Source organism: Pseudomonas sp. S30_BP2TU TE3576 (genome assembly GCF_050436025.1).
Taxonomy (GTDB): domain Bacteria; phylum Pseudomonadota; class Gammaproteobacteria; order Pseudomonadales; family Pseudomonadaceae; genus Aquipseudomonas.
Map to the genome: position 1 here is coordinate 131,565 of NZ_JBNDLK010000001.1, position 24,052 is coordinate 155,616.

At 58.4% G+C, this 24,052-nt stretch carries 22 protein-coding genes and 2 pseudogenes; 9 read left to right on the forward strand and 15 right to left on the reverse strand.

The genetic code is table 11. The annotated features are described in order from the left end of the window. Nucleotides 1-170: 170 nt before the first annotated feature. A complete protein-coding gene (locus tag ABIA48_RS00455) occupies nucleotides 171-491 on the reverse strand; it encodes an isochorismate lyase (protein WP_429486426.1) in 321 nt (106 codons plus the stop codon). Nucleotides 492-611: 120 nt separating this feature from the next. After that, nucleotides 612-1,352, reverse strand: coding sequence for a Mut7-C RNAse domain-containing protein (locus tag ABIA48_RS00460; protein WP_429486428.1), 741 nt, complete (start codon nucleotides 1,350-1,352; stop codon nucleotides 612-614). Nucleotides 1,353-1,549: 197 nt separating this feature from the next. Here ABIA48_RS00460 and ABIA48_RS00465 point away from each other — a divergent pair, with 197 nt between their 5' ends. After that, nucleotides 1,550-1,939 (forward strand): YkvA family protein, encoded by a 390-nt coding sequence (locus tag ABIA48_RS00465; RefSeq protein WP_429486429.1) that lies wholly within the window; start codon nucleotides 1,550-1,552, stop codon nucleotides 1,937-1,939. A 242-nt stretch (nucleotides 1,940-2,181) separates the two neighbouring features. Here the strand turns inward: ABIA48_RS00465 and ABIA48_RS00470 are convergent, their stop codons facing one another. Next, nucleotides 2,182-2,400: a GDCCVxC domain-containing (seleno)protein gene (locus ABIA48_RS00470; protein ID WP_429486431.1), complete on the reverse strand. Its 219-nt coding sequence runs from the start codon at nucleotides 2,398-2,400 to the stop codon at nucleotides 2,182-2,184. Nucleotides 2,401-2,407: 7 nt separating this feature from the next. Continuing rightward, a complete protein-coding gene (locus tag ABIA48_RS00475; RefSeq protein WP_429486433.1) occupies nucleotides 2,408-2,581 on the reverse strand; it encodes a heavy-metal-associated domain-containing protein in 174 nt (57 codons plus the stop codon). 76 nt (nucleotides 2,582-2,657) lie between these two features. Between ABIA48_RS00475 and merR the strand changes: the two genes are divergently transcribed. After that, nucleotides 2,658-3,056, forward strand: a complete 399-nt coding sequence (gene merR / locus ABIA48_RS00480) for an Hg(II)-responsive transcriptional regulator (protein ID WP_204931405.1) — start codon at nucleotides 2,658-2,660, stop codon at nucleotides 3,054-3,056. 317 nt (nucleotides 3,057-3,373) lie between these two features. On the opposite strand, the gene ABIA48_RS00485 is transcribed toward merR, so the two are convergent. The 4 genes and pseudogenes from ABIA48_RS00485 to ABIA48_RS00500 form a co-directional block, all read right to left on the reverse strand. After that, nucleotides 3,374-3,757 carry a c-type cytochrome gene (locus ABIA48_RS00485; protein ID WP_429486435.1) on the reverse strand — a complete coding sequence of 128 codons (384 nt, stop codon included), beginning with the start codon at nucleotides 3,755-3,757 and terminating at the stop codon, nucleotides 3,374-3,376. A 189-nt stretch (nucleotides 3,758-3,946) separates the two neighbouring features. Next, nucleotides 3,947-4,120: pseudogene (locus ABIA48_RS00490) on the reverse strand (dienelactone hydrolase); the annotation flags it as partial. Nucleotides 4,121-4,367: 247 nt separating this feature from the next. Then, a complete protein-coding gene (locus tag ABIA48_RS00495) occupies nucleotides 4,368-4,733 on the reverse strand; it encodes a response regulator transcription factor (protein ID WP_429492753.1) in 366 nt (121 codons plus the stop codon). Between the two features lie 44 nt (nucleotides 4,734-4,777). Further along, a complete protein-coding gene (locus tag ABIA48_RS00500) occupies nucleotides 4,778-5,770 on the reverse strand; it encodes a response regulator (RefSeq protein ID WP_429486437.1) in 993 nt (330 codons plus the stop codon). 353 nt (nucleotides 5,771-6,123) lie between these two features. Here ABIA48_RS00500 and ABIA48_RS00505 point away from each other — a divergent pair, with 353 nt between their 5' ends. Then, nucleotides 6,124-11,178, forward strand: a complete 5,055-nt coding sequence (locus ABIA48_RS00505; RefSeq protein WP_429492755.1) for a trifunctional serine/threonine-protein kinase/ATP-binding protein/sensor histidine kinase — start codon at nucleotides 6,124-6,126, stop codon at nucleotides 11,176-11,178. Between the two features lie 57 nt (nucleotides 11,179-11,235). On the opposite strand, the gene ABIA48_RS00510 is transcribed toward ABIA48_RS00505, so the two are convergent. Continuing rightward, nucleotides 11,236-11,733 (reverse strand): helix-turn-helix transcriptional regulator, encoded by a 498-nt coding sequence (locus tag ABIA48_RS00510; protein ID WP_429486439.1) that lies wholly within the window; start codon nucleotides 11,731-11,733, stop codon nucleotides 11,236-11,238. A gap of 322 nt (nucleotides 11,734-12,055) precedes the next feature. Between ABIA48_RS00510 and ABIA48_RS00515 the strand changes: the two are divergent. Both ABIA48_RS00515 and ABIA48_RS00520 read left to right on the forward strand, forming a co-directional pair. After that, nucleotides 12,056-12,214, forward strand: a pseudogene (locus tag ABIA48_RS00515) (transporter); the annotation flags it as partial. 148 nt (nucleotides 12,215-12,362) lie between these two features. After that, nucleotides 12,363-12,821 (forward strand): glycine zipper 2TM domain-containing protein, encoded by a 459-nt coding sequence (locus ABIA48_RS00520; RefSeq protein ID WP_204931431.1) that lies wholly within the window; start codon nucleotides 12,363-12,365, stop codon nucleotides 12,819-12,821. A gap of 136 nt (nucleotides 12,822-12,957) precedes the next feature. Here the strand turns inward: ABIA48_RS00520 and puuE are convergent, their stop codons facing one another. Further along, nucleotides 12,958-13,851: an allantoinase PuuE gene (puuE, locus tag ABIA48_RS00525; RefSeq protein WP_429486441.1), complete on the reverse strand. Its 894-nt coding sequence runs from the start codon at nucleotides 13,849-13,851 to the stop codon at nucleotides 12,958-12,960. Next, nucleotides 13,851-14,723 carry a GNAT family N-acetyltransferase gene (locus ABIA48_RS00530; protein ID WP_429486442.1) on the reverse strand — a complete coding sequence of 291 codons (873 nt, stop codon included), beginning with the start codon at nucleotides 14,721-14,723 and terminating at the stop codon, nucleotides 13,851-13,853. Before ABIA48_RS00530 ends, puuE begins: the two co-directional genes overlap by 1 nt. A 340-nt stretch (nucleotides 14,724-15,063) precedes the next feature. Between ABIA48_RS00530 and ABIA48_RS00535 the strand changes: the two genes are divergently transcribed. After that, the gene (locus ABIA48_RS00535) at nucleotides 15,064-16,059 is read left to right on the forward strand and encodes a carbon-nitrogen hydrolase family protein (protein WP_429486444.1); all 996 of its coding nucleotides are present in this window, start codon (nucleotides 15,064-15,066) and stop codon (nucleotides 16,057-16,059) included. A 7-nt stretch (nucleotides 16,060-16,066) separates the two neighbouring features. Here ABIA48_RS00535 and ABIA48_RS00540 read toward each other — a convergent pair whose 3' ends face one another. From ABIA48_RS00540 to ABIA48_RS00550, 3 genes are all read right to left on the reverse strand, one after another. Then, nucleotides 16,067-16,552: a DUF6130 family protein gene (locus tag ABIA48_RS00540; RefSeq protein WP_429486446.1), complete on the reverse strand. Its 486-nt coding sequence runs from the start codon at nucleotides 16,550-16,552 to the stop codon at nucleotides 16,067-16,069. A 32-nt stretch (nucleotides 16,553-16,584) separates the two neighbouring features. Then, nucleotides 16,585-18,012: a GGDEF domain-containing protein gene (locus ABIA48_RS00545; protein ID WP_429486448.1), complete on the reverse strand. Its 1,428-nt coding sequence runs from the start codon at nucleotides 18,010-18,012 to the stop codon at nucleotides 16,585-16,587. Nucleotides 18,013-18,244: 232 nt separating this feature from the next. Then, the gene (locus tag ABIA48_RS00550; RefSeq protein WP_429486450.1) at nucleotides 18,245-18,643 is read right to left on the reverse strand and encodes a hypothetical protein; all 399 of its coding nucleotides are present in this window, start codon (nucleotides 18,641-18,643) and stop codon (nucleotides 18,245-18,247) included. Between the two features lie 318 nt (nucleotides 18,644-18,961). Here ABIA48_RS00550 and ABIA48_RS00555 point away from each other — a divergent pair, with 318 nt between their 5' ends. Continuing rightward, nucleotides 18,962-19,714, forward strand: coding sequence for a tetratricopeptide repeat protein (locus tag ABIA48_RS00555; protein ID WP_429492757.1), 753 nt, complete (start codon nucleotides 18,962-18,964; stop codon nucleotides 19,712-19,714). Between the two features lie 130 nt (nucleotides 19,715-19,844). On the opposite strand, the gene treR is transcribed toward ABIA48_RS00555, so the two are convergent. Continuing rightward, entirely contained in the window at nucleotides 19,845-20,549 is a 705-nt protein-coding gene (treR, locus tag ABIA48_RS00560) for a trehalose operon repressor (RefSeq protein ID WP_007986558.1), read from the reverse strand. Nucleotides 20,550-20,776: 227 nt separating this feature from the next. On the opposite strand from treR, the gene treP reads away from it, so the two are divergent. Then, nucleotides 20,777-22,219 (forward strand): PTS system trehalose-specific EIIBC component, encoded by a 1,443-nt coding sequence (gene treP, locus ABIA48_RS00565; protein ID WP_429486451.1) that lies wholly within the window; start codon nucleotides 20,777-20,779, stop codon nucleotides 22,217-22,219. 116 nt (nucleotides 22,220-22,335) lie between these two features. Next, nucleotides 22,336-23,985, forward strand: a complete 1,650-nt coding sequence (gene treC / locus ABIA48_RS00570) for an alpha,alpha-phosphotrehalase (protein ID WP_429486453.1) — start codon at nucleotides 22,336-22,338, stop codon at nucleotides 23,983-23,985. Nucleotides 23,986-24,052: the final 67 nt, after the last annotated feature.

Genomic DNA, 24,052 nt, shown 5'->3' on the forward strand with positions numbered 1-24,052 from the left:
CGGAGGGGAGGGCAATGAATGCCCTCCCTTTTTTTCCTTCCGTTCAATTGCCTCATGAATGCGTTCGATGTGGGAATTCAGGGAGGGCTGAATCGCCCAGGGTTTTGTAGCGAAAGCGATGATCGCCTTGGCGTAACCCACAACCCATCGCGGACAGTCCGATACCAGAGTCAGGTGTCGGATTGATGAGCCGCCCAGTGTTTCATCTCTTCGGCAATGAAGTGGTTCACCAGATCGCTGTACATCTTCTCGATGGCATCCGGGCTCAGGCCTTCAGCCTCGGCCCATTCGCGTCGTGTCGCGAGCATGGCCTTGAAACGCTCCGGAGCACGCACTGAAGTCACCGAAGTCTTGAACTTCGAGGCCGCCAGTACGTAGTGAAAACGCTTGCCCAACAGCTTGATAACGACCTGATCAAGGGCATCGATTTCGCGTCGGATGTCCTCCATGCCTGCACACGCTTCGGGCTGCAACTGATTGATAACTTCCATGCAGGAGACTCCATTTGCTAAAAAGATCATGAGCCTTCGGAAAAAGCATCGGTGCGCTATCTTCCGTGGGCGATACAGCCTCAATACCATAAAATCCGCTGTCCGCCCCAATGCGCGCGGCTATCGGTTCAGCAGGGGTGCCAGCAATGCACACATACCTCGCCAGTGCGAACCCTCCCAGTAAACCCGTTGGCAGGCGTCGCAGCGCAGGAAGTGCGAATAGAGGGCGCCAATGCGTGGCGGCACCTGCGGCCGAGCCAGTTCCGGGCTGATCTCGTGCAGCGGCAGGTTGCAATGAAGGCACAGGCTGAATGGCCGCGCGCTACGCGCCAGGTCGAGGCGCTCGTACAATTCACGCAGCTGCAGCGACGGTTTCAGGGCATGCACATAACAGCCGTGGCTGATGATCCGCCGCTTGAGCAGTTCGCGGTCGCGGGTTAGCACGATGCGTCCTTGCTGTGCAGCGATCTCGGCGATCTCGCCATCCTCGAAGCCATTGTCATAGAGGGTGTCGAAGCCGCTCATGCGCAGCAGGCTGGCCAGCCCGCCAAGGTGCGCATCAGCGACGAAGCGCAGCACCCGTAAAGGTTGTGTACGAACCTTTAGCAGCGGGCTGATGTCCAGCGTTTCGAACTTGGGATACACCGCCAGCCGGTCACTGTCGAGGATCACCCGCTCGAAGCCCACCGACTCGCCATTGAGCAGCACCAGCTCGACTTCGGTGTGCGGTACCCCAAGCGCCTCGATCATGTGCTTGACCGTCGCCCCTCGCGCGCATTTGCAGGTGAAGGATTGCCGCCGCCGTTCGGCCGGCAGGAAATCGTTGAGCTCCTCGTAGAAGCGGAAGGTTGCACTGGTCATGCTCAACAGTATGGCAGGGCTGCAGGAAGAGCGAGTCTCGCCTGAACAACTTCTGCGGCAGGCTCGAAACTTCCAAACTCCCGCTGAAAGATTGAGCCAATCTGTTGCAACGACCGGTTGAGTCCACAACTGATAGCGGCTGCTTCCCAATAGCGCTACGCTGGTGATCGCATCCCTCACGTTCTGATTACAACGACATGAACCGCCTTCTTTATTGTCTGCGTGGCTGGGCCCGAAAGCTAAAACAGCAAATCATGGCTCTCTGGTTTTGTTATCAGCATCCGCAAACGCCTTGGCTACCCAAATGGATTTCAGTTTTTGTTGTGGCTTATGCGTTGAGTCCAATTGACCTTATTCCCGATTTTATTCCCGTGCTTGGATACGTGGACGACGTGATTATTTTGCCGCTTGGTATTCTGCTTGCAATTCGGCTGATGCCAATAGCGGTGCTTCATGAGTGTCAGCTCAAAGCGGCTGAGTGGGAGGCCAGAGATTTGAGGCGCCCGGTGAATGAGCTTGCTGCGGTACTCATCGTACTGACTTGGTTCATTGTCGGTATTGGTGCGTGGCGAGCGTGGGGTGTTTGACACAGGATCGATAGAAACGGGGGGAGTGAAGCTGTCGTCCAGTTCCGTGAATGGTTGCAGCAGCACCTCTCCCATTGGATCAAAGCCAATAGAGCAGCGCAATGGTATACAGCCAGCCGATGCAGAGGGTGACAATCAGGTAGATCACCACGAGCATCAGAGCGTGATTCCACATGACACTAACCTCCCATAACCACGGTTTGAGGCGCGTTAGGGGCGTCTGATAAACCGAATAAACTAGGTTAAGCCGTACCGCAGCATCCGCGCTGCTCCTGGAATGGCGGGCACTTCACCGTGCCAAACGAACAGAACACACAGCAGTCACCGCGGTTCGGGCGTAGCAGCGTTTTGCAACGGACGCACTCGTAGAAGAACTGGCAAGTGTCCGTGGGCATGGCTTCCTGCTTGGCGAAACCGCAATGCGGGCAGGTCAGCACGGATTCGAGGATGACGGCGCTCATGGTTGCCTCACTTGTGCACGGTGGAGGGAGAACCCGCCTTCGCCGTCGCCTCGGTCAACGCCTCAGGGGTGGCTTTATTGGGGGCATAGGTGACGATGGCGATCTTCTCGGCGAAATCGACCTTGACGGTACTTACGCCGGGCAACTGCTCCAGCGATCTCTTGCCGATCTGTTGAACCATCGTCTTCTCCATTGAATCGATCTAATCTAGAGTCACTCTACACTCCGTACCCAAGTACAGAATCAAGGGGCGTGTGATGGCGACAGGGCTGAGTATCGGCAAGTTGGCGGAAGCTGCCGGGGTGAACATCGAGACTATTCGCTATTACCAGCGACGCGGCTTGCTGGATGAACCGCCAAAACCGCTCAGCGGTTATCGGCACTATCTACCGGAGCAGGTCAAACGGCTGCGCTTCATTAAGAGGGCACAGGCGTTGGGATTCACGCTGGATGAGGTGGGCGCATTGCTGACACTGGATGCGGCCTGCACTTGTAGCGAGACTCGGGCACTGGCCGTGCGCAAGCTGGCCCTGATCGAGCAAAAGATGGCTGACCTTGCCGCCATGCGGCAGGTGCTAGGCGGACTGGTGCAGAAATGCGATCTAGGCGACGGCGGAGCCGCTTGCCCTATCATCGATGTGCTGAACGAAGAGTGATACACCAATCATCGGCAGATTTTGCGTAGCGACGCAGACTTAAAAATAGTGTCTGCGTTTTTACCCAGTCTGGACCCATGGCTGCCACTCACAAACCGCTGTTATTATTTCGATGTGGCAAATTGCACCGCGATAAATCATGCATCGCGGATATTTAGAATTATAAAAAAGTGATAATAACAATACGAGAATGGCTTATCTCGAACATGCCCGCAGAATAGGGGAAGGCGCCCGTTTTAGAGGAGCGTTTCGAAGCGCCTGTCGATTGACCGCTATTGGCTGATTTATGCCTGTAAAGACCGCAGCCGATCTCAAAATCATCGATTTTTTGAAATCACACCACTCATGTATTGATTTAAATCGCGCAGATCCTTAATCCTCCAAGGGTACGGAGATAGCTTTACACCATTCTCTTTCAAGGTTTTTGGGATTAAGTCTCCATTTGGGCGAAGTATTATCGATGATACAATAACGCCCGGATAATCATTTAATCGTTTTTTGAAGGCGGACGTTGTAAGGTCAGGTGTAGGGGGGGTGCTTTTATTAGCCAATGGCCCTGTTCCTTTGAGATCTATTCCGTGGCACATGGTACATCTCTGTAAATAGAGATTTTTCCCATTTGCATTGTCCGCGAAGGACAGTGATGTTTGAATTAGCGATAGAATTCCTAGCGAAGCGATGAATAATATTTTCATTTTCATGTGGCCTTATTACATAAGACAGATCTGAATCGAGGGCAACCCCGGAGTTGCCACTGCAACACTCAACTCTCTCGATAACATTTGAACCGAGATTGTTCATTAGCAATATGTTCGCGCCCGCGAGAGGTCGACTGGCTCGCCGGCATCGCCACGTCCAGCGCTGCCTCCGTGACCCAGAAGTCGTGTAACAGCGATCAACTGCGGTGTGGCAGTGGTTGCACTCGGGTACCAGACGACCAACTCCAGCGGGCGGTCATTTTGCTTGTCTGGCAACGTCGAGGCCCGGAAGCCAATGGGGTTGTCGCCAGCGAACGCATATATGTTTGGGCAGATAAGGAGCAGGGCGTCGAGCACTGTTTTCATTGTTTGTATCTTCCTTGACGGGATCAGCGTCGATTGGACGCGATCAGGTGCGCGGGAAAGATATCAGCCATCGTGTCGGCACACACAATCATTTCTGATGCCCATTAAATCAACTCGTTTTCCAGGCGCATCCCAACCGCTATTGCTGGCTGCCTGGGGCCAACGGTGGCGGCAGCACGGAGCCAGCCTGGAACATGATTTCTCCGTCTGCCTTAATCAGATGCCATATCGGCTATCAGGAAAACCTTCAACACTCACGTTGAAGTGCAAATTCGACAGCGCTCAGCAAAGCATCGCCGCTGAAGGGCTTACGCAGGCATTCGATGGGTTTATAACGGCTGGATTCGGCCAGTGTCGCTTCATCCCAATGTGCCGACATGCAAATCACCGGGAATTTTCTGTCCTTGAGCGTCAGCGCGTGCATGACGTCTATCCCTGACAGGCCGTTCATTTTCAAATCCAACAACAGGCAGGCGATGTCATTGAAGTTTTCGAGGGCCAGGAACTCCTCGCCCGAGGCGAATACTCGGGCGCGGTATCCGGCCGACCGAAGCAGGTTGGCGAGGCTTTTGCGCACGGACGCATCGTCGTCCACGATGCAGACGATGATCATGACGCTGCCGGATGATCCAGGGGCGGTGCAGCCAGTGTCGATAGTCATGAAGAGCCCTGAGTGCCAAACGCCGGCTCGGCGCTGAGCAAGCCATAAAGGCTGACCAGACTGACCAGCGAGCGCGTCTGCATCTTCTCCATGATGTGTTTGCGGTGGACCTTGGCGGTGACTTCACTGGTGCCCAATCGGTTGGCGATGTGCTTGTTGGACAGACCCGCGACGATCAGCGGGAGCACTTCGTGTTCACGGGGGGTCAATAGGGTAGCCCTTTGACGGGCACTCTGAGTGCGTTGCCATTGCTCGAACGCCGTCGCTGCACGCTGACGGGTGGTGCGCAGGATGTCCAGCAACTGGCTGTCATTGAAAGGCTTGGTCAGGAACTCGACCGCTCCCGCTTTCATGGCCTGCACCGACATCGGGATGGTGCCAAAACCGGTCATGAAAATAACCGGCCACGGAAGTCCGCGCCGCCCGAGTGCGGATTGCAGTTCCAGGCCTGTCGCCTCGGGCAAGCTGACGTCCAGCAACAAGCAAGCGGGGCCGATGTCGAGGTCAGCGCTGAGCAATTCTTCGGCCGAGGCGAATATCCGGTGCACAATGCCTTCGGCCCGCAGCAGCCGGCTGAGCGCCGTGCGCACGGGGGCTTCATCGTCCACGATGAATACCTGCACGCTGTCAGGATCGATCCGCTGCTGATCCTTGGACGCCGAGGGGCCCGGGGTCATAGGATGGAACAGGGGCAGGGGCGGTTCACGTTCTTTCAATAATCGGTAACCTCGGCGCGGGACCGTCTGGATGAGCTCTTTTTCTCCGAGCAACTTGCGCAGCGAGGAAATCTGCACCTGCAGATTGTTTTCCTCGACGACGGTGTCAGGCCAGACCTGTGTGATCAATTCATCTTTGCTGACGATTCGGCCATCGGCCTGCATCAGCACCGAGAGGATTTCGAACGCCCGGCCTCCGACACGCAGCGGCCGTCCATCAAGAAAGGCTTCACGCCGTTCCAGGGAAATAGTGGCTTGGCCGAGTCGGATCATACGTTCCTCTGCACTGCGTTGACGGGGAGTGACGCCGGAACGTCGTTTCATCAGGGCTACACGCTAGGGGACGGCCTCGCATAATGCAATTATCCCGAGGGATAACACGCTGCGATTTCAGTGCGCAAAAACCACAGGTCGCGGGGGCACTGAACTGCCATCCTAGTGCCGATAACGGACAGGATTGCTCGAGCGCAGCCATCGGGCCAGAGCCTTGCGTATACTCACCGGCTCAGCCCGAAATGAATCTTCAGCGGTGATTGTTCATGCCCAGCAGCCCTCTCTCAGCATCCGGTTCCCACAGTCTTGATGTGTTCCACGATGAAGCCTGGCTTGAGCGTTGCACCTTCGCAATACTGCGCCGGGAAAACGACCTGACCTGGTTCACGCTCCAGGATCGGCAATCGGGCACACGTTGGCTCGCCGCCCGGGCGCCGATTCAGCGGCCTGCCGTATGCCAGCGGCTGGAGCGCGATTTTCACCTGCGCCTGGATCCGGCCTGGGCGATTGCCCCGGTCGCGTTCATCCGCTCGGCCGAGGGGCCTTTGTTGATCTATCCCACGCATGGGGTGCCGCTGACTGATTTGATTGGTGACACAGGGATGCCACTGGCGCGCGTGCTGGTCATCGCGGTAACTGCGGCCAACGCGCTCGCGAGCGCCCAGAAGATGGGCGTGCGACATGCCAGTCTGTTACCCCACCACTTGGTGGTGGACGCCGCTGACTCGGTCAGACTACTGAGTTTTCACAGCCATGCCGGGGAGACGCCCGCCGTTGAACTGCCCGGCCTGGAGCAATGGCCTTATCTGGCCCCCGAGCAAGTGCGTCGCGATGCCGCCAATTTTGACGCGCGCAGCGATGTCTACGCGCTGACCGCGATTCTTTATCAAGCGCTGACCGGCCGACTGCCGCTCACCGCCCGCGACCCATCCCAATGGCTGCACGTGCACGCCGCTGTCCAGCCGGAATCACCGGCGATTCATGTCACCGATCTACCGGAAGGCATCTGCCGGGTTCTGCTCAAAGGCTTGGCGAAAGAGCCGGGTGCCCGCTACCAGAGTGCCGAATCAATGGCCGCGGATCTGGCCTGGTGCCAACAGCAGTGGCTGGAACATGAGCGTATCGACGCGTTCCGCCTGGGCGCTTTCGATGCGTTGCCTTCCTTGGCCCGCAGCGATGTGCTGTTCGGTCGAGAGGCCGAACGTACGCAGTTGGTCGAGCTGATGCGTCAGGTAGGCAACGATGGCATTGCCCGGGTTCTGCTGGTCGGTGGCGCGCCGGGTGCCGGCAAGTCGACGCTGATCCATCAGGGTGTCCGGCCCCTGGCGCCCGGCTACTGGGCCAGCGGCAAGAGCAATCTGTTGCAGCAGGAAATTCCATTTGCACCCTTGGCAGAAATCTTCAAGTCGCTGATGACCCAGTTGCTGGGCAAGCCGGCTCTGGAGCTGCAGACGCTGGGCGAGCAACTGGTCGAACGGCTTAAGGGGCGGGGCAGGCTTCTGGTGGAACTGGCGCCCGAGGCCGAGCTGGTCATCGGGGTCACACCTGAACTGCCGAACATGCCGGCCCGACATGCGCTCGATCGCGCCAACCGGACCCTGCTCGATGTATTGGAAGTCTTCGCTCAGCCGGGACGCCCCCTGGTGCTGTTCGTGGATGACGTGCAATGGGCGGACGATTCGACGCTGTCGTTTTTGCAGGCCTTCGTCGCCCGGAGGCCCCGACATCTGGTGCTGATCCTGGCGTATCGCGAGGCGGAGTCGCAGGCCCTCGAGCGCGAGGGGGGAGTGCTGGAGGTGCTGGGCCGCGAGCAATCGTTGCCCTGTGCAAGCGTCTTGCTGGGGCCATTGTCGGTGGCCGCGGTCGCGGAGTTGATCGCCGCTGAGCTGGGCACTGACCCCAGGGAGATTGAGGCGCTCGCGCAAGTCGTGCATTACAAGACGGCCGGCAACCCTCTGTTCGTCAGCCAAGTGTTGCGCGCATTGATCGATGAACGTCTGGTGCGCTTTGACGTGCAGGGTCACCGCTGGGTCTGGAATCAACAGGAGGTGGACGGTTATCGCTACGCTGACAACGTCGCGGACTTGATGGTACTGCGACTCGAACGCCTGTCACCGATGGAGCGCGAAGTGCTGCGCACGGCCGGCTATGTCGGCGGGCGCTGTGATGAATCATTGCTGTACCGGCTGTTGCCGTGTGAGCTGCAACAGATCACCCATGCTGTGCAAAGCCTGGTCGATTCAGGTTTTCTGCTGCGTGAGCGCGAGCAACTGGTGTTTCCCCATGACCGTGTACTTGAGGCGGCCTGTCAGCTTGCGGCGCCAGTGGGACGCGCTGCCGAGCATGCGCGTATCGCGGGTGCCATGCTTGATCATTGGGGTGAGCAGATCCATGAGCGCGTGTTCGAAGTCGCCAGTCAGATCCAGCGCATTGACGCCGATGAACTGGAGGCGCATCGCCGCGCCGCGTTCGTCGAACTGTTGGTCGAAGCCGCCGAACGCGCCCGGGACACCGCCGCTGTCGAGCAGGCCGTGGGCTATCTTCGCACGGCCGAAAGTCTGCTCGGCCAGACGGGGTGGTCGAGTCTCTACACCCAGGCGTTCGCCACCCAATGGTTGGCGGCCGAGTGCGACATGCTCCTGGCCGATCTGACCGGTGCCCAACGCCGCCTCGACGACTGCCTGACCCACGCCACTACAGCGCTTGACCGCGCGAAATCCTATCGGTTACTAGCCACCTTGCGCACGCTGCACTCCGATTACGAGGGGGCGATCACCGAGGCGTTGAACGGTCTGGCCCTGCTGGATATTCTCCTTCAGCGCAGGCCCTCACAGAACGATTTGACCCTGGCATTTACCCAGGTTCGTGAGCTTGTCGGCGCACGCCGCATCGCCGATCTGGTGCATTTGCCCAAGGCCGATGACCCGCCTGTCGAAGCGGCCATGGAGTTGCTCAGTACGTTGATTTCTTCATTCTTCGTTGACGACGACATTCGTTTTCTGCATTTGGCGAAAATGGTCGAACTCACGCTGCTGCATGGCACTACGCCAAGCAGTGGTTACGGTTTTGCCTGGTTTGGCGTGATGATCGCCGAACGCTATGGCGAGTATGTGGACGGGCAGGCCTTCGCCGAAGTGGCTCTTGAACTCACCGACAAGCACGGCTACGAAGCAGGGCGCACAGGCACGCTGGTGGCGCTCGATCAGGTCAGCCCGTGGACCCGACCGATGGCATACGCTCGACAGAGGGCGTTCGCCGCATTCGAGTGCGGCCAGGCCGGCGGCGACCTGGGCATGTCCTGTTACGCCTGCAACCACATCGGTTCCGACCTGCTGTTCATGGGCGAACCCTTGCAAGGGGTGTTGAACGAACTGGAGCACGGGTTGAGGTGGGTGCGGCAATTTCATTACATCGATATCGAGCGCATCCTGCTGGCGCAACAGGAATTCGCCACCGATCTGCGCGACGGGCGCCTGCATCGGCCGTTGGCCGAACTGGATGGCATCGAACATGACCGTTTCGGCCCCATCGACCGTACCCGTGTGTCGCAGCCGACGCTGTTCTGGTCGTGGCTGTATTCAGGTATGTCAGCGTTTTATTTCGGCGATATCCCTTACGCATTGCGACGTTTCGAAGAAGCCGCTGCGCTGGCCTGGTCCATTCCGGCGCATATCAATCTCGCAGATTACTACCTGTTCTACAGCCTGGCGCTGGGCAGTGCGCAAGCGCCGGGCGAGGTCGCGGAAAAACTGGAAAAACTCGAGCGGCAACGCCTGCGGTTCCTGCCGTGGGTCGAACTCAACCCGACAACCTTCCGCAACAAGCTGCTGCTGATCGATGGGGTCATCGCCCGTTTGCGCGGTCAGGAACTGGTAGCTATCCGTTGTTTCGATCAGTCGCAGATCGCTGCGGCGGCGGCCGGTTTCATCCATGAGCAGGCGCTGGCCCATGAACAGCTGGCCGATATCTGCCTACCCAACGGGCTGGTGTCGGGTGCCAGCCACCACCTGCGTGTCGCGCGCGATTGCTACAACCTGTGGGGCGCCGACAGCAAGGCACGTCAATTGGAAACCTTGCACCCGTTTCTGAGTGCGGAGCCGTCGTTCGAGCCGGTCCGGCCTGTGACCCAGGTCCGTCTCGATCTTGAAGTGGGGATCGAAGCGGCACGTGCACTGTCGCAAGAGGTTCTGCTCGAACGACTGGTCGAAACCCTGATGAATCACTTGATGATTCAGGCCGGTGCGGACAATGGCGTGCTGATGATCGTCAGCGGCGCCGAACTGCAACTGGCGGCGACGGCTTCGGTCGAAGCCGGCAATGTACGGGTCGCTCTGGACGCCGGGCAACCGCTCGAACAGGTGGCGCCGGCCTCGGTGCTCAATGCCACGATGCGCACGCGCACGACCCTGGTGCTCGACGATGCCCGGGCCGATTGTCCCGAGGCCTACAGCGCCGATCTGCAACAGCGCCAGATGCGGTCGGTGTTATGCCTGCCGTTGCTCAAACAAGGCACGTTGATCGGCCTGGTTTATCTGGAAAATAGTCTGGTCCCCAAGCTGTTCAGCGCCCAGCGCCTGACCATGTTGGAAATTCTCGCCTCTCAGGCCGCGGTGTCACTTCAAACCGCCAAGCTGTATGAACAGCTGGTCGAGGACAACCAGCTACGCGCGCAGATGGAAGCGGACTTGCGCAGTTCCCGCGCGGAACTGGCGCGTACCTCGCACCTCAAGGTCATGGGCGAGCTTTCTGCTTCGATTGCCCATGAAATCAGCCAGCCGTTGCTGGGCATCGTGTCCAATGCCTCGGCCAGTCTGCGCTGGCTCAAGCGTGATCAGCCCGATCTGGAAGAGGCGATTCAGGGGCTGGAAGACATTCGCTCGGATAGCGCCCGTGCCGCGGACATAGTCCAGGCGCTTCGCGCACTCGCCAAACAGGTTCCGTTGCAACGGTTGCCGGTGCAAATCGATCACTTGATCGGAGAGGTCGTGCGCCTGACCGCCACCGACCTGGCGAACCGCAATGTGCGCCTGGAGACCCGGCTCGAAGCGCGATGCCCGGTGTCGGTCGACGCGGTGCAGATCCAGCAGGTGGTGTGCAACCTGATCACCAATGCGCTGGAGGCCATCGCCGGAGCAGGGGTGCCCAATGGATGCATCATCATCGGCTCAACGGTGAAGGACGCTCATGTCCAGGTCTGCTTCCAGGACAACGGCCCTGGAATTGACGTACACCAGCGCGAGCAGATCTTCGATGCGTTTTACACTACCAAAGGCAGCGGCATGGGAATGGGCCTGGCCATCTGCAGGTCGGTGATCGGCGCGCACGGCGGGACGCTGGTGGTCCAGGACAGCGAACAGGGCGCCCGGATTTGCTTCAACCTGCCACTGGCTCCGGCCAGCGCCGGATAAAAAAAGGCCGCATGAGCGGCCAAAGGGGAGGAGTTCGTTTTTTCGATCTCGATCAGTTCACGCGTGCAGCTCTTGCGCGCGCGACTGTCCCACGCTGTCGACCAGGCTATCGTGAATTCTCCAGTTGGGTATGTCCCGATCAATCGCTGGTGGCTGGCGAGGGTGGCTCGTTGCATGATCAAAGGCCCGTCGCCATGCCCGGGGTGTCATCCCCTCCAGGCGGCTGAAGGTGCGAGTGAAATGCGAGTGGTCCGCGAAACCGCATTCATAGACGACATCGGTGATCGGCATCGAGGTGATTAGCAGGCTTTTGGCTTTTTCGATTTTCATCATCACTAGCCAGCCTTGCGGCGAGTGGCCGGTAACCTTTTTGAACGCCCGGGAAAAATGGCTACGGGACAGGTTGCAGTGTTCGGCAATCTCGCTGATGCGAACGCAACTGCCCATGTCACGCAGCATCAGCTCCTTGGCGCGGCGCTCCTGCCAGCCGGACAGGGCACCCAACGGCCGTACAAGGGTGCATGGATGGTTTGAAATCACCGATTGCGGGTTCATGGTGGCTCTCCTGATCGTTCAGGAAAGTCTGTCCGCCGGCGACATTTAAAGTCCTTAAGCAAACCTTAAGAGTTCTGAAATCCAGTGTCCGTTGCAGTGTGTCCTTCCATGCCGTTCAGCTAGCTATCTCCGCAGTCCTCAACGCGAACCCTGAGCAAGCGTGATCGTTACGTTTTTATTCATCAGTGGCGCCTTTCAATATCAAAAATTTCAACTACCACTTATGTGTGACCGAACCGGGCCGATTCAACGCGGTTCAGATTTTTCGACGATTGTTAATTCGATCCTTATTCGAAGATTTACACTTGCCGGGATTTAATCCATGCAAACCAGAATAGGTGCACTGCCTGCCTTTACGCTACTTGCCCTGTGCTGCCAACCAGCCTGGGCCGGCGGCATTCTGCTCGACGAAATCGGCACCGATAACGTTGGCCTGGCCAACGCCGGTGCCGCTGCCCGCGCGCAAGGCCCTTCGACCATCTGGGTGCAGACGCGGTGGTGGTTTACGACCAGATTCAGCCGGTCGCCGCTTACGTAACCGGTCCTTTGTGGAGCCGCAACCTCGATACGATCCAAGGGCGCAAGCTGAAAGGCATTGCCATCAAATACCAATGACGAGGTAAACAGCAATGAAAGCTATCCTGACTTGGCTGACGGTGACGTTGGCGACTGTATTGATCAGTGCCTGCGCCACCGTGGGGTCGAACGATGGTGGTGCTGGTGAAATGGAGATTCGCTCGGGCAAGATCGAGCAGATATCGCTGACGCAGATGCAGACCAATCACGACAGTGGTGTCGGCGCCGTACTCGGAGGCCTGGGCGGACTTGGTATCGGCAGCCTGATTGGCAGTGGCACCGGGCGCGACGTCGCCATGGTCGCTGGCGCACTCGCCGGTGCGGTTGGCGGTAACTATGCAGAGAAGAAAAAGTATGACCAGCCCGTCGCGGCGCAACAGGTTATCGTGCGGGTAAAAAGTGGCGTGCTGGTATCGGTGACTCAGCCGATCAATCCGGCCCTGGGTAAAGGCATGAACGTTTACATCGAAGGTGCGGGGAATAATGCCCGGGTGCTACCGCAGGGTGGTTAAGGGCCGGTCAGGCCCCGAGACTCCCTGCACAGCGTTATGGTCCGTCGCTTGCCGTACATTCAAGGTCAATTAGGTGGTTTCATCGTAGAGCGTCCTGGTCTGCCAGACCCGGTGCAGAATCCGAACCACTTGCCGCTCAGGCGGGGAATTGGGTTATCCAGTGCCTGGCAATCTCTTCGCGCCGGCAGATCCACACCGCGTCGTGGCCTTGCACGTAATCGAGAAAGCGCGCCAGCGCCATCGCTCGACCAGGATGGCCACTGATCCGCCCATGCAGGCCGACGCTCATCATCTTCGGGTGTTGCGCGCCTTCCTGCCACAGCAGGTCGAAAGCATCCTTGAGCAGCCGGAAGAAGTCTTCACCGCAGGCGAAACCGTTCGGCAGCAGATAGCGGGCATCGTTGTTGACCAGCGTGTAAGGGATCACCAGGTGGGCGGGCGAGCCTGGGAGCCAATAGGGCAGATCATCGTTGTAGGCGTCTGAGCTATAGAGAAACCCGCCTTCCTCACGCAACAGGCGGCGGGTGTTCTGGCTGACCCTTCCTGTGTACCAACCTACGGGGCGTTTACCGCAGATTTGCTTGATCACGTCGAGGGTGAGTTGGATATGGTGCCGCTCCTGGTCTTCAGGCATGTCGCGATAGTCCAGCCAACGGTAGCCATGCCCGGCAATCTCATGCCCGGCAGCGCAGAGCGCATGGCCAATTGCCGGGGTGAGTTCCAGTGCCCGGCCGACGGCGAAGGCGGTCAGTGGCAGGCCTCGGGCGCTGAACAGCTGCAGAATGCGCCACACACCTGCGCGCGATCCGTATTCGTACATGCCCTCGACGCTCAAGTCCGGTTCCCCCACACGCGGCGGGCGGCCCGGTAGCTCGTGAAGCCAGGCCTCCGACTGCGCATCGCCATTGAGGATGCAGGATTCCGCACCTTCTTCGATGTTGAGTACGAACTGGACCGCGACGCGCGCCTCACCGGGCCATCGCGGGTTGGGTGGGCGGCCGCCATAACCGATGAGGTCGCGGGCGGACATCAGCCGAGCTCGAAGGTGGTGACGCCGAACACACGTTCGTGCGCGATCGCTGGAGGAGGGCCGAGGTACATGCGTGCGCAGCCGAAAACCTCGGTCATGCCCTGTTGGCGCACGAGCGCCATGGCGGCGGGGTTATTCTCCGGGGCATCGAGAAACAGCGGGCCACCCTGCGCAAATTCCGCCAGGCGTGCGTAGAGGGCATTGGCCGCCAGGGCGTCATCGGCGAACAAGGGGCCGATCTTGCAGCCTTCCCGGCAGCGCCTTATTACGCCATAGCCGCTAAGCCTGCCCTCGCGCCGGCAACCCACGGCGAGTGCATCGGCCTGGGCTATCCACCCGCTCAGGAAGGTTGCGCGCGCGGCGGGGAAGCAAGTGCGGTCGTAATCGACAACCTGATCGAACGGGAAGGTCGCCAACGGGACGATGTCCAGGTCGTTTACCTGCGAGGTCGTCGGGCGCTCGGTGATCTCGGCACGAAAACGCAGGTTGCGATGGGAGAAAGCGAAACCACCCTTGGCGTAGTAGTCCTGCATCGCGAAGACGCCGTCCATGCCGATGCTCGCACCTGGGCGCAGGCGGGCGAGGAGTCGCTCGCGGCGTGCGTGCCAGAGGGTATTGCCCAGACCTTGACCGCGATATTCAGGCCGGACGATGAAAAAGCCCATGAAACCGAATTCGCCATTGTAGGAGGTGATGGCACCGCCGCCGATCAATTCGCCGCCCCGGCATGCCGCGATGAAGGCGGCAGGGTCCGTAGCCCAGAACAGCTCGGCATCGTGAAGGCCGGGATTCCAACCCTCACGGGCAGCCCAATCGACGAGCTCGTCCAGCTCGGGACGGGTCATGTTGCGTATGACCAGCTGATTCGACACCGCGAAGTTCTCCTCAGTCGCTAATCGGGCGTGTGGACCATCCCCACTCTGAACCCTTTCGGTATAGCTTCAACCCGAGTATTGATCCAGGCCGTCATGTCACCTGCATCTTTGTATTGCAATGTATCTGCAGTACATCTCGAAACACGTGCGAACAAAAAACACCTTCCCCGACACATGCGGGATACATCCGGGCGTTCGAATACGGTCATCGGGAGTTGGGCTCGCACCACACGGTATTTGCACATGCAACATTAGGTCGAGCGTGACTTTAGACATTCAACACGAAGCGGCTGGTGAGGTGAGCATCGAGATGTCCTCACCAGTCAAGGAGTTTGCAATGAAAATCGTCAAAGCCGCCGCCGTTCAGATAAGCCCGGTTCTCTACAGCCGTGAGGCAACCGTCGAAAAGGTCGTGCAGAAGATCCTCGAGCTTGGCCAGCAGGGGGTGCAGTTCGCCACCTTCCCGGAGACCGTGGTGCCGTACTACCCGTACTTTTCGGCAGTTCAGACGCCCATGCAGCTGTTGGCCGGAACCGAGTATCTGAAGCTGCTCGACCAGGCCGTGACGGTTCCGTCCCCTGCGACCGACGCGATTGGCGAGGCTGCGCGCAAGGCGGGCATGGTGGTGTCCATCGGCGTCAATGAGCGTGACGGTGGAACCCTGTACAACACACAATTGCTCTTCGACGCCGACGGCACGCTGATCCAGCGCCGCCGCAAGATCACGCCTACCCATTTCGAGCGCATGATCTGGGGGCAGGGCGACGGGTCGGGCTTATGCGCCGTCGACAGCAAGATCGGCCGCATTGGTCAGTTGGCGTGCTTTGAACACAACAATCCGCTGGCGCGCTATGCGTTGATTGCTGACGGCGAGCAGATCCATTCAGCCATGTACCCGGGTTCTGCCTTCGGCGAAGGGTTTGCCCAAAGGATGGAAATCAATATTCGCCAGCATGCCCTGGAGTCCGGGTGCTTCGTCGTGAATGCAACGGCCTGGCTGGACGCCGACCAGCAGGCGCAAATCATGAAGGACACCGGCTGTGAGATCGGTCCGATCTCGGGCGGTTGCTTCACCGCGATCGTGGCACCCGACGGCATGCTGCTGGGCGAACCATTGCGGTCCGGTGAAGGTGAGGTCATCGCCGATCTGGATTTTACGCTGATCGATCGCCGCAAGATGTTGATGGACTCGGCCGGCCACTACAATCGTCCGGAATTACTCAGTCTCCTGATCGACCGCACGCCGACCGCGCACATTCACGAACGCACCGGGCAGGCCGCGACGAGCGCGGAGCAGGGCGCGGACGAGCCGCGCGCCACAACTGTGTTGTGAACAGCAGCTATGGTTTTACTGCATGACCATCGTCAATGTGAGGGGCGTCCGTTGATTTTTTCTCCGGAACTATAAAACTCACTGTCGTACTGGTGAGGATCTTGTGAGTCGGGTCGGCCACTTCAAGTAGAATTTTGTGAGTGCCGGGTTTCAGTCCGACCAGGATAATCGGGTCTTCACTGGTATGCGCCCATGTACCTTTCCAGTCGTCGACGGTCACGTGAAGGTGACCGAGACGTGGTGATACATCAGCAGCCGCTTTACCAAATACCGGCATGATCCTGGCGTGCTCTGTTCGATACTGGATAATGACGACCCCGCGAGCGAGCGGCTCGGCAAGCGGCGGATAGGCAATGAGTTTTGGCACTGTCTCGGATTCCAATGGAAGTATTGCCGGCGGGTGATTGGGGTCTGCTGCCCCTTGACTGCACGCTGCTGTGCAAAAGAACACACCCAAAGCAAGGGCGAATAGATTTCTGAGAGCGAGGGACATGGTGTTTTCTCCCAGCGACTTCGAAACGATAGTCAGGGCAGAGATTGAAGGCTGGTTTTGATGGTAGCGACCACACGGTTACGACCTTCGTGTTTAGCGTGATACAGGCGTTGATCGGCTGTATGCAGAATTGCCCCGATGGTGTCGCCGTCGCGGCCGAATTGCGATACGCCGATGCTCACTGTGACCGTGGTTGACCGCTGCAGGCCATGAAAAGAATTATCAGCAACGGTGCTGCGCAGACGCTCAGCGATTACGTGCGCGCCTTCAAGCGAAGTTTGAGGTAGCAGTATCATGAATTCTTCCCCGCCCACTCGGGCTACGCCGTCATACGGCCGGATCGAATCGAGGCATATCTCCACGAAACTCTTCAGGATGTCATCGCCAACCTGATGCCCGAAGCGATCGTTGATGGACTTGAAATTATCCAGATCGAGTGCCAATACGGAGAACGGTGCACCGTCGCGTAGTGTCCGGCCAATTTCGACTTCGACCCGCTCCATGAACCGACGCCGATTATCAGCGCCTGTCAGTGGATCAGTCGCTGCAAGGTGTCCAAGCTCTTGATTGGCGCGCTGGAGTTCCTGCAGGGCGCTCTCGGTATACGCCATCGATTCGGCAAGACGCACCATCAACTCCTCTTGGCTGTAAATTTTCGAGAACGACCGTGTGGTGAGGAACGCTTGCACTACCCCATAGCTCAACATGAAGAATCCACCGGCGAAGATCGCATGAGCGAGCCACCACATATGGTTCCACGGGCGTGCAAGGATGAAGGCAAGAGATGACAGCGCGAATGCGGTGACCGAGATGACAAAAATCATCATCAGCGGCGAACGGATACGGCGCATCAGGAGCATTGTCACGGTCAATGTGGAAAGAACGAGGGCACCCCCTTCCATCGAGAGGCGCACCGCGAGATTGCCGGCGATCGGCGTATTCGCGACGTACGCGACTGCCGCGTCAACCAGCAGGAACAGTCCTATCCAGATCAACCAGGAGCGGGCCTTCATTCGCTGGTCCGCGGTATCCGGTGGGCGGTGGTACGACAGCATTCCGACTAACAACAGAATCGACATGACCAGTCGAGAGGCCGGCCCATAAAGCAGGAAGAGCCAGATATTGTGGTGTGCTTGCCCAGTGAGCGCACCGTGCAACGCGTAGATCAGGACAAAACCGAGAAAACCAAGCGTCATCCATCGCAGTAGCGGATCTCCCGATGACTGATAGCAGCGCCACGTTACGTAAGTAACAAACGAGCCTGCCAAGGTGGCTGCCGTGATCGCAACTATATGGAACAGATGGTTCTCGAATACAAGCGTGGGGTCCTGAAAGAAGTATAAGTAGCCAATCAGATAGCCGGGAACAAGCGCAAAACCTGCGAGCAGCAAGAAGGCGTAGACCTTGACCATGAGGCGAACGGCTTCAGGTGGCTCGCCAGTGGCGATGGGGTTGCTCATGGCTCCCTCCAGGATTGAATCCATCAAGCCAGCACCGGTCCGCTGTTGGAACCGCCTGCATGCCAACGGTCCCTCGCTAGATTACGCAAACATGGGATGGAGCGATCTTTGGCATTTCAATATTAGACGCCTTACCAATTTCTGCTGCAGAAGCAGGTAAAAATGCTCATGCGAACGCAGTTAGCTAATGACGAATGTCTCGTTGTTTTCATCGGCCTATGGTGAGCTAGCGCTAGCGACGATAGTAGCGGTGATCGTCATCGTAGCGGTGCCACATGGCCCGATCCTGGTGGCGCTCCCAATAACGACGGCGTTCTGCTTCTCGGCGGGCTTGCTCTCTACGCCAGTTATCTCTACGCCAGTCGTCTCTGCGCCAATTGTCTCTACGATCGTGCCAATGGCCGTCATGCCAGTATCGGTCGTCATGGGCAAGCAACGGCCCTGGCTGGCTGCCGGCTGTACTGACCAAGGTCGGCCAAGGGTTGCCGGCATCGTGGACCGGAACCTGAACTACTGCGACTTCAGTTGCGAAAACAGGGGTTGAGGTCTTCATCTGTGTTGCTGATGCCGAGCCCACTGCCGCGAACGCGAACAGGCCGAAGAGCACCATCCGTGGGTCATGGAATTTCATGAGCGAAGACTACCTCTGATTGACATTTTGACGTGTGACCATCTGGCCGCGGGAAGCCTGTGTGGGGGGGCGCTTACCGAGCGAATGTGCCTGTCCACATAGACCGATAAATAAGGAAAAGTTCTAGGGGGACGCTGCTTAAATAGCCAACGGCGTCACTGAGCGGTCTTTTGGAAAATGATGCTGGTGCGACGGTCGTTGCAGCAGGAACTTCAGGTCACTGGCCAGGTCGATAGGGGCCCTGTATCGGAAATGCCGAGCAGCGCTGGTGGCCTGTTTTACGGCAGTGCCGTCCGAGATCAGTCGAGTCCACCCCTGATGCCAACAAAAAGTTTACTACCGGGTCTCCTCATGGCGCTCTGCGCCTTCGCGTCGCTTTCTTCGGTTGCTGCCGAGCGGAGAGTGCCAGCGCAAAGTAACAACGCATCCACCACCCTGATCGAAACCGCCTCGCGGCAATATGAAAATGGCCAGTTGGACCAAGCTGCTGCGACGCTGGAACGTGCCCTGCATATTCAGCCGAATAATCCTGCGACGTTGCATTACCTCGGTGTGTTGCGTCTTCAGCAGGGGCAGTACCAGCAGGCTGAAACCCTGGCGGCGCGCTCGAACATGCGGGTTGGTCGCAACGTCGAATTACGCAACCGTAACTTCCAATTGATCCAGGCGGCGCAGCAGGCCCAGTCTTCGGGTACCCCGCCCCAAACCATAGGAAACCCGGTCGCAGTACAGAAGGGGCAGGATGAGCAAGCCCAGTGGCGCCACGAAGCAGAAAAGGGCGTTGCTGAACAATCCACACAGGACACTGGCAGCTTCGCTCACGCAAAGGCAGACCGGGTATTGGATTCACCGACGGCTGGCAGGCCTCGGCCGGAAGGAGAGTTGCAAATGGCTTCCGTCGAGTCAGAGCCTGCGCACGATGAGGTTGAGATTCCCCGCGGCCATTTACCGCCTCCGGGTAAATGCCGGATCTGGTTTCCTGATCGCCCGCCGGGACATCAGCCCGCACCCGGCAAATGCAAGAAACTGCGAGACCGGGTTCCGTCAGGGGCCTACCTGGTGCGCGGTTGAGTTTCTGCGTGTCATTCACGGTCAGGCGTCGGGGCCGCTCGGGTAGTACAGAAACTATCGTTCGGACCTTCCGGGGTTTTTCATGTCAGGGCTCTGCATCCGCCGCAGCATGAGCCAGCTGCGGATGCTTTCATCGTCTAGCCACGTCCGAAAAGTAAAACTTGTCCAGGGTATGCCTCGACTCGGTGTACTCGAACTGCCGGCCGTCCTGCAAAAAGGTCTGGTTGCTGACCACGATCACATGGCTCTGCCCCTCAAGATCAAGGTGCTGCTGGTCGTCCTTGCCTCGCGGTACGGCTTCGATGGTGCGCTGGGCGTAGCTGATTTGCAGATGCAGTGTCTGTTCGATGAAGGCATAGATCGAATGCTCGGCAATCTCGCAATTCAGCCCCGGAATGAGATCGGCGACGAAGTGGTTGATGTCGAGGATGACCCGTTTGCCATCGATTCGACGCACGCGTTTGATCCGCGTGATCAGGCTACCTTCTTCGGCTTTCAGGTGTTCACGCAAGGCACCTTGCAGGGGGAACTGCTCGAACGCCACCACCTCGGTGCTGACGTCATTGCCCAGCCTTGGGTGGGTTTCCTGGAAACTGACGATGCCGCCGAGCTGGAATTCGATCGGATTGGGCGACAGCACGAAGGTGCCTTTACCATGAATTTTTTGCGCGAAACCGCGTTCCTGAAGCAGTTCTATGGCTTGGCGCACGGTGCCGCGACTGGCCCGGTAACTCTCCATCAATTCGGTTTCGGAAGGCAGACGGGCACCGCGTTCCAGTCGTTCGGTGGTGATGCTGGTAAGCAGATCGCTGTAGATCTGGTTGTATTTGCTCATGGGAATGGCTGCGTTGTGCTCAAGGGAGGAACCTTAGGGAACGCGTGAGGGTTTGTCTATTGCACAAATGGCGGGGTAGTCCTGGCTGTCAGAAACATCGCCGTTGGGCGGGACATGGATAAATAAACTCAAACTCGTCTGTACGAGTTGTTGCTTTAACTCGTACAGACGAGTATTTTTCGCTTCGGTGTGCTGCCAAACAACAAAAACACAGCGGATGGAAAAGCATGAGCCACGATTACGCGACTATCGCCAGCGAGCTGCTTCATAGCCTCGGTGGTGCTGACAACCTTGAACAGGCCGCACATTGCGTCACGCGCCTGCGCCTGGCCCTCAAAGACCCACAGCGGGTCAACAGTACGACGCTGAATCAGGTCGACCTGGTCAAAGGCTCGTTTTTCACCGGCGGACTGTTTCAAGTCGTCATCGGTCCTGGCGAGGTCGAGAAGGTCTATGCCGCGCTGCGCGAGCAGACGGGGCTTGCTGCGTCGACCATCGCCGACGTGAAACAAACGGGCGTCGATAAAACCAACGCCATGCAGCGTCTGGTGCGGGTGTTCTCCGATGTGTTCATGCCGATTCTACCGGCGCTGATCATTGCCGGGCTGTTGATGGGCGTGAACAACCTGATCGGCGCCAAAGGCATGTTCATTGCGGGCAAAACCCTGCTTGAGGCTTACCCGACGCTGGACGGTGTCTGGAGCTTGATCAATCTGATGGCCAACACCTCGTTCGTTTTCCTCCCGGCGCTGGTCGGCTGGTCGGCTGCCAAGCGCTTTGGCGGCAGTGAAATCCTTGGCATCGTGCTTGGCCTGATGCTGGTTCACCCGGACCTGCTCAACGCCTGGAACTACGGCAAGGCGGTGGCCGGGCTCGACGGCCAGAGCCTGCCGTATTTCGATATTTTTGGCTGGTTCAAGATCGAGAAGGTCGGCTACCAAGGGCAGATTCTGCCGATCCTGCTGGCCGCCTACGTCATGAGCGTCATTGAAAAATGGCTGCGGGCGCGGGTACCCAATGCCATTCAACTGCTGGTGGTGCCGATTACCACGATCGTCGTCACCGGGGTGTTGGCCCTGGCCGTGATCGGTCCGGTGACCCGTCACCTGGGGATTCTGATCACCGAAGGCGTGGTGACCTTGTTCGACCTGGCGCCTATGGTCGGCGGGGCGATTTTCGGTCTGCTGTATGCACCGCTGGTGATCACCGGCATGCACCACATGTTCCTCGCCGTCGACTTACAGCTTATTTCCACTCAGGGCGGCACCTTCATCTGGCCGATGATCGTCATGTCTAACCTCGCACAAGGCAGCGCGGCACTCGGGGTGTTCTACATGACCCGCAGTGCGCGGGATAAAAGCATGGCCTCGACCTCAGCGATTTCCGCCTATTTCGGCATCACCGAACCGGCCATGTTCGGCGTCAACCTGCGCTACAAATTTCCGTTCTACGCAGCGTTGATCGGCTCGGCGCTGGGCTGCATGTTTCTGTCGCTGAACAAGGTTCAGGCCTCGGCGATCGGTGTCGGTGGTTTGCCCGGTTTCATCTCGATCATCCCGCAATATATCCCGATGTTTGTGGTCGGGATGATCATCACCATGATCGTGCCGTTCGTTTTGACCTGTGGCTTGAGCATGAAGATTGTCCGGCCTGGATATCGAGTCGCCTGAAAGATCCATTCGCGGGCAAGCCCGCTCCCACATTGGAACGCGATCAACTGTGGGAGCGGGCTTGCCCGCGATGAGGCCCGCAAGGCCGATACAAAACTTACTGAAGGAACTCAGTCATGCAAGACTGGCAACGCTCGGTGATCTACCAGATCTACCCGAAGAGTTTTCACAGCCACGCCGGCAACCCCACAGGTGATCTGCTCGGGGTGGTGGCCAAGCTCGATTACCTGCAATGGCTGGGTGTCGATTGTCTGTGGATTACCCCGTTCCTGCGTTCGCCCCAGCGCGACAACGGGTACGACATCAGTGACTACTACGCCATCGATCCAAGCTACGGGACCATGGCTGACTGCGAGTTGCTGATCGCCGAGGCCGGCAGGCGGGGCATCAAGCTGATGCTCGATATTGTGGTCAACCACACTTCCGTCGAGCACATCTGGTTTCAGCAAGCGCGCAGCAGCCTTGATAACCCGTACCGTGACTTCTACATCTGGCGTGATCAGCCGAACAACTGGGAATCCAAGTTCGGCGGTTCCGCCTGGGAGTACGAGGCGCAAACCGGTCAGTACTTTCTGCACCTGTTCGATCGCACCCAGGCTGACCTGAATTGGGACAACCCGCAGGTGCGTGCCGAAGTGTTCAAATTGATGCGCTTCTGGCGTGACAAGGGTGTGGGCGGTTTCCGCCTGGACGTCATTAACCTGATCTCCAAACCAGCAGACTTTCCCGAGGACAACACCGATGGTCGGCGCTTCTACACCGATGGTCCGAACGTGCACGACTACTTGCAGGAAATGCACCGTGAAGTCTTCGAAGGCCACGACCTGATCAATGTCGGCGAGATGTCTTCAACCAACCTGGAACATTGCATTCGTTACTCGCGGCCGGACTCGAAAGAGCTGTCGATGACCTTCAACTTTCATCACCTGAAAGTTGATTACCCGAACTTGCAGAAATGGGTTCGCGCTGACTTCGACTTCCTCGAACTCAAACGCATCCTTTCCGACTGGCAGACCGGGATGCAGGTCGGTGGCGGCTGGAATGCACTGTTCTGGTGTAATCACGATCAGCCGCGAGTGGTTTCGCGGTTTGGTGATGACGGCGAACACCGCGTGGTGTCGGCGAAAATGCTCGGCACTGCGCTGCATTTTTTACAGGGCACGCCATTCATCTATCAGGGTGAAGAGTTGGGCATGACCAACCCGGGGTTTGAGAGCATCGAGCAGTACCGCGATGTCGAGACGCTGAACATCTTCCGGCTCAAGCGTGATGCCGGGGAGTCCGATGCGTCGAGCATGAGCGCGATCATGCAGAAATCCCGTGACAACAGTCGCACCCCGATGCACTGGAACACGCAACCCAATGCCGGTTTCAGCAGTGCCGAACCATGGATTGGTGTGCCGGCCAACGCCACGCAGATCAACGTCGAAAACCAACTCGACGACACGACTTCGGTGCTGCACCACTATCGCCAGTTGATTGCCCTGCGCCGCAGCGAATCGCTGATTCAGGACGGCGTGTACCGCCAGCTCTTGCCCGCGCACCCGCAAGTCTGGGTGTACCTGCGTGAAGGCGTAGGCGAGCGGTTGCTGGTGGTGAATAACTTCTATGGCACGGCGTGTGAAGTCGAGTTGCCGGAGCGGGTAATCACCGACTGCATGTTGCAACGCCTGGTGATTAGCAATTTCCCGGATTGTGAGACACGCAGTCGACAGCTGTTTCTGCGGCCGTACGAGTCGTTCGTCCTGCACCTGACCGACTACTAAAAAAACCATCTTCAAACAACTCGCAGAGCTCTGCGCGGGGTTTCTTGCGCGCAGATTTTGCCGGATG

Bases quoted from the DNA above. Each gene is read 5' to 3' on its own strand.
- ABIA48_RS00465 (WP_429486429.1), top strand. From the start codon at position 1,550: ATGAACCGCCTTCTTTATTGTCTGCGTGGCTGGGCCCGAAAGCTAAAA.
- treC (WP_429486453.1), top strand. From the start codon at position 22,336: ATGCAAGACTGGCAACGCTCGGTGATCTACCAGATCTACCCGAAGAGT.
- treR (WP_007986558.1), bottom strand. From the start codon at position 20,549: ATGAGCAAATACAACCAGATCTACAGCGATCTGCTTACCAGCATCACC.
- ABIA48_RS00470 (WP_429486431.1), bottom strand. From the start codon at position 2,400: ATGAGCGCCGTCATCCTCGAATCCGTGCTGACCTGCCCGCATTGCGGT.
- ABIA48_RS00540 (WP_429486446.1), bottom strand. From the start codon at position 16,552: ATGTCCCTCGCTCTCAGAAATCTATTCGCCCTTGCTTTGGGTGTGTTC.
- ABIA48_RS00475 (WP_429486433.1), bottom strand. From the start codon at position 2,581: ATGGTTCAACAGATCGGCAAGAGATCGCTGGAGCAGTTGCCCGGCGTA.
- ABIA48_RS00555 (WP_429492757.1), top strand. From the start codon at position 18,962: ATGCCAACAAAAAGTTTACTACCGGGTCTCCTCATGGCGCTCTGCGCC.
- ABIA48_RS00495 (WP_429492753.1), bottom strand. From the start codon at position 4,733: ATGATCATCGTCTGCATCGTGGACGACGATGCGTCCGTGCGCAAAAGC.
- ABIA48_RS00520 (WP_204931431.1), top strand. From the start codon at position 12,363: ATGAAAGCTATCCTGACTTGGCTGACGGTGACGTTGGCGACTGTATTG.
- ABIA48_RS00485 (WP_429486435.1), bottom strand. From the start codon at position 3,757: ATGAAAATGAAAATATTATTCATCGCTTCGCTAGGAATTCTATCGCTA.
- ABIA48_RS00500 (WP_429486437.1), bottom strand. From the start codon at position 5,770: ATGATCCGACTCGGCCAAGCCACTATTTCCCTGGAACGGCGTGAAGCC.
- ABIA48_RS00510 (WP_429486439.1), bottom strand. From the start codon at position 11,733: ATGAACCCGCAATCGGTGATTTCAAACCATCCATGCACCCTTGTACGG.
- ABIA48_RS00545 (WP_429486448.1), bottom strand. From the start codon at position 18,012: ATGAGCAACCCCATCGCCACTGGCGAGCCACCTGAAGCCGTTCGCCTC.
- ABIA48_RS00535 (WP_429486444.1), top strand. From the start codon at position 15,064: ATGAAAATCGTCAAAGCCGCCGCCGTTCAGATAAGCCCGGTTCTCTAC.
- ABIA48_RS00550 (WP_429486450.1), bottom strand. From the start codon at position 18,643: ATGAAATTCCATGACCCACGGATGGTGCTCTTCGGCCTGTTCGCGTTC.
- treP (WP_429486451.1), top strand. From the start codon at position 20,777: ATGAGCCACGATTACGCGACTATCGCCAGCGAGCTGCTTCATAGCCTC.
- puuE (WP_429486441.1), bottom strand. From the start codon at position 13,851: ATGTCCGCCCGCGACCTCATCGGTTATGGCGGCCGCCCACCCAACCCG.
- ABIA48_RS00460 (WP_429486428.1), bottom strand. From the start codon at position 1,352: ATGACCAGTGCAACCTTCCGCTTCTACGAGGAGCTCAACGATTTCCTG.
- merR (WP_204931405.1), top strand. From the start codon at position 2,658: ATGGCGACAGGGCTGAGTATCGGCAAGTTGGCGGAAGCTGCCGGGGTG.
- ABIA48_RS00455 (WP_429486426.1), bottom strand. From the start codon at position 491: ATGGAAGTTATCAATCAGTTGCAGCCCGAAGCGTGTGCAGGCATGGAG.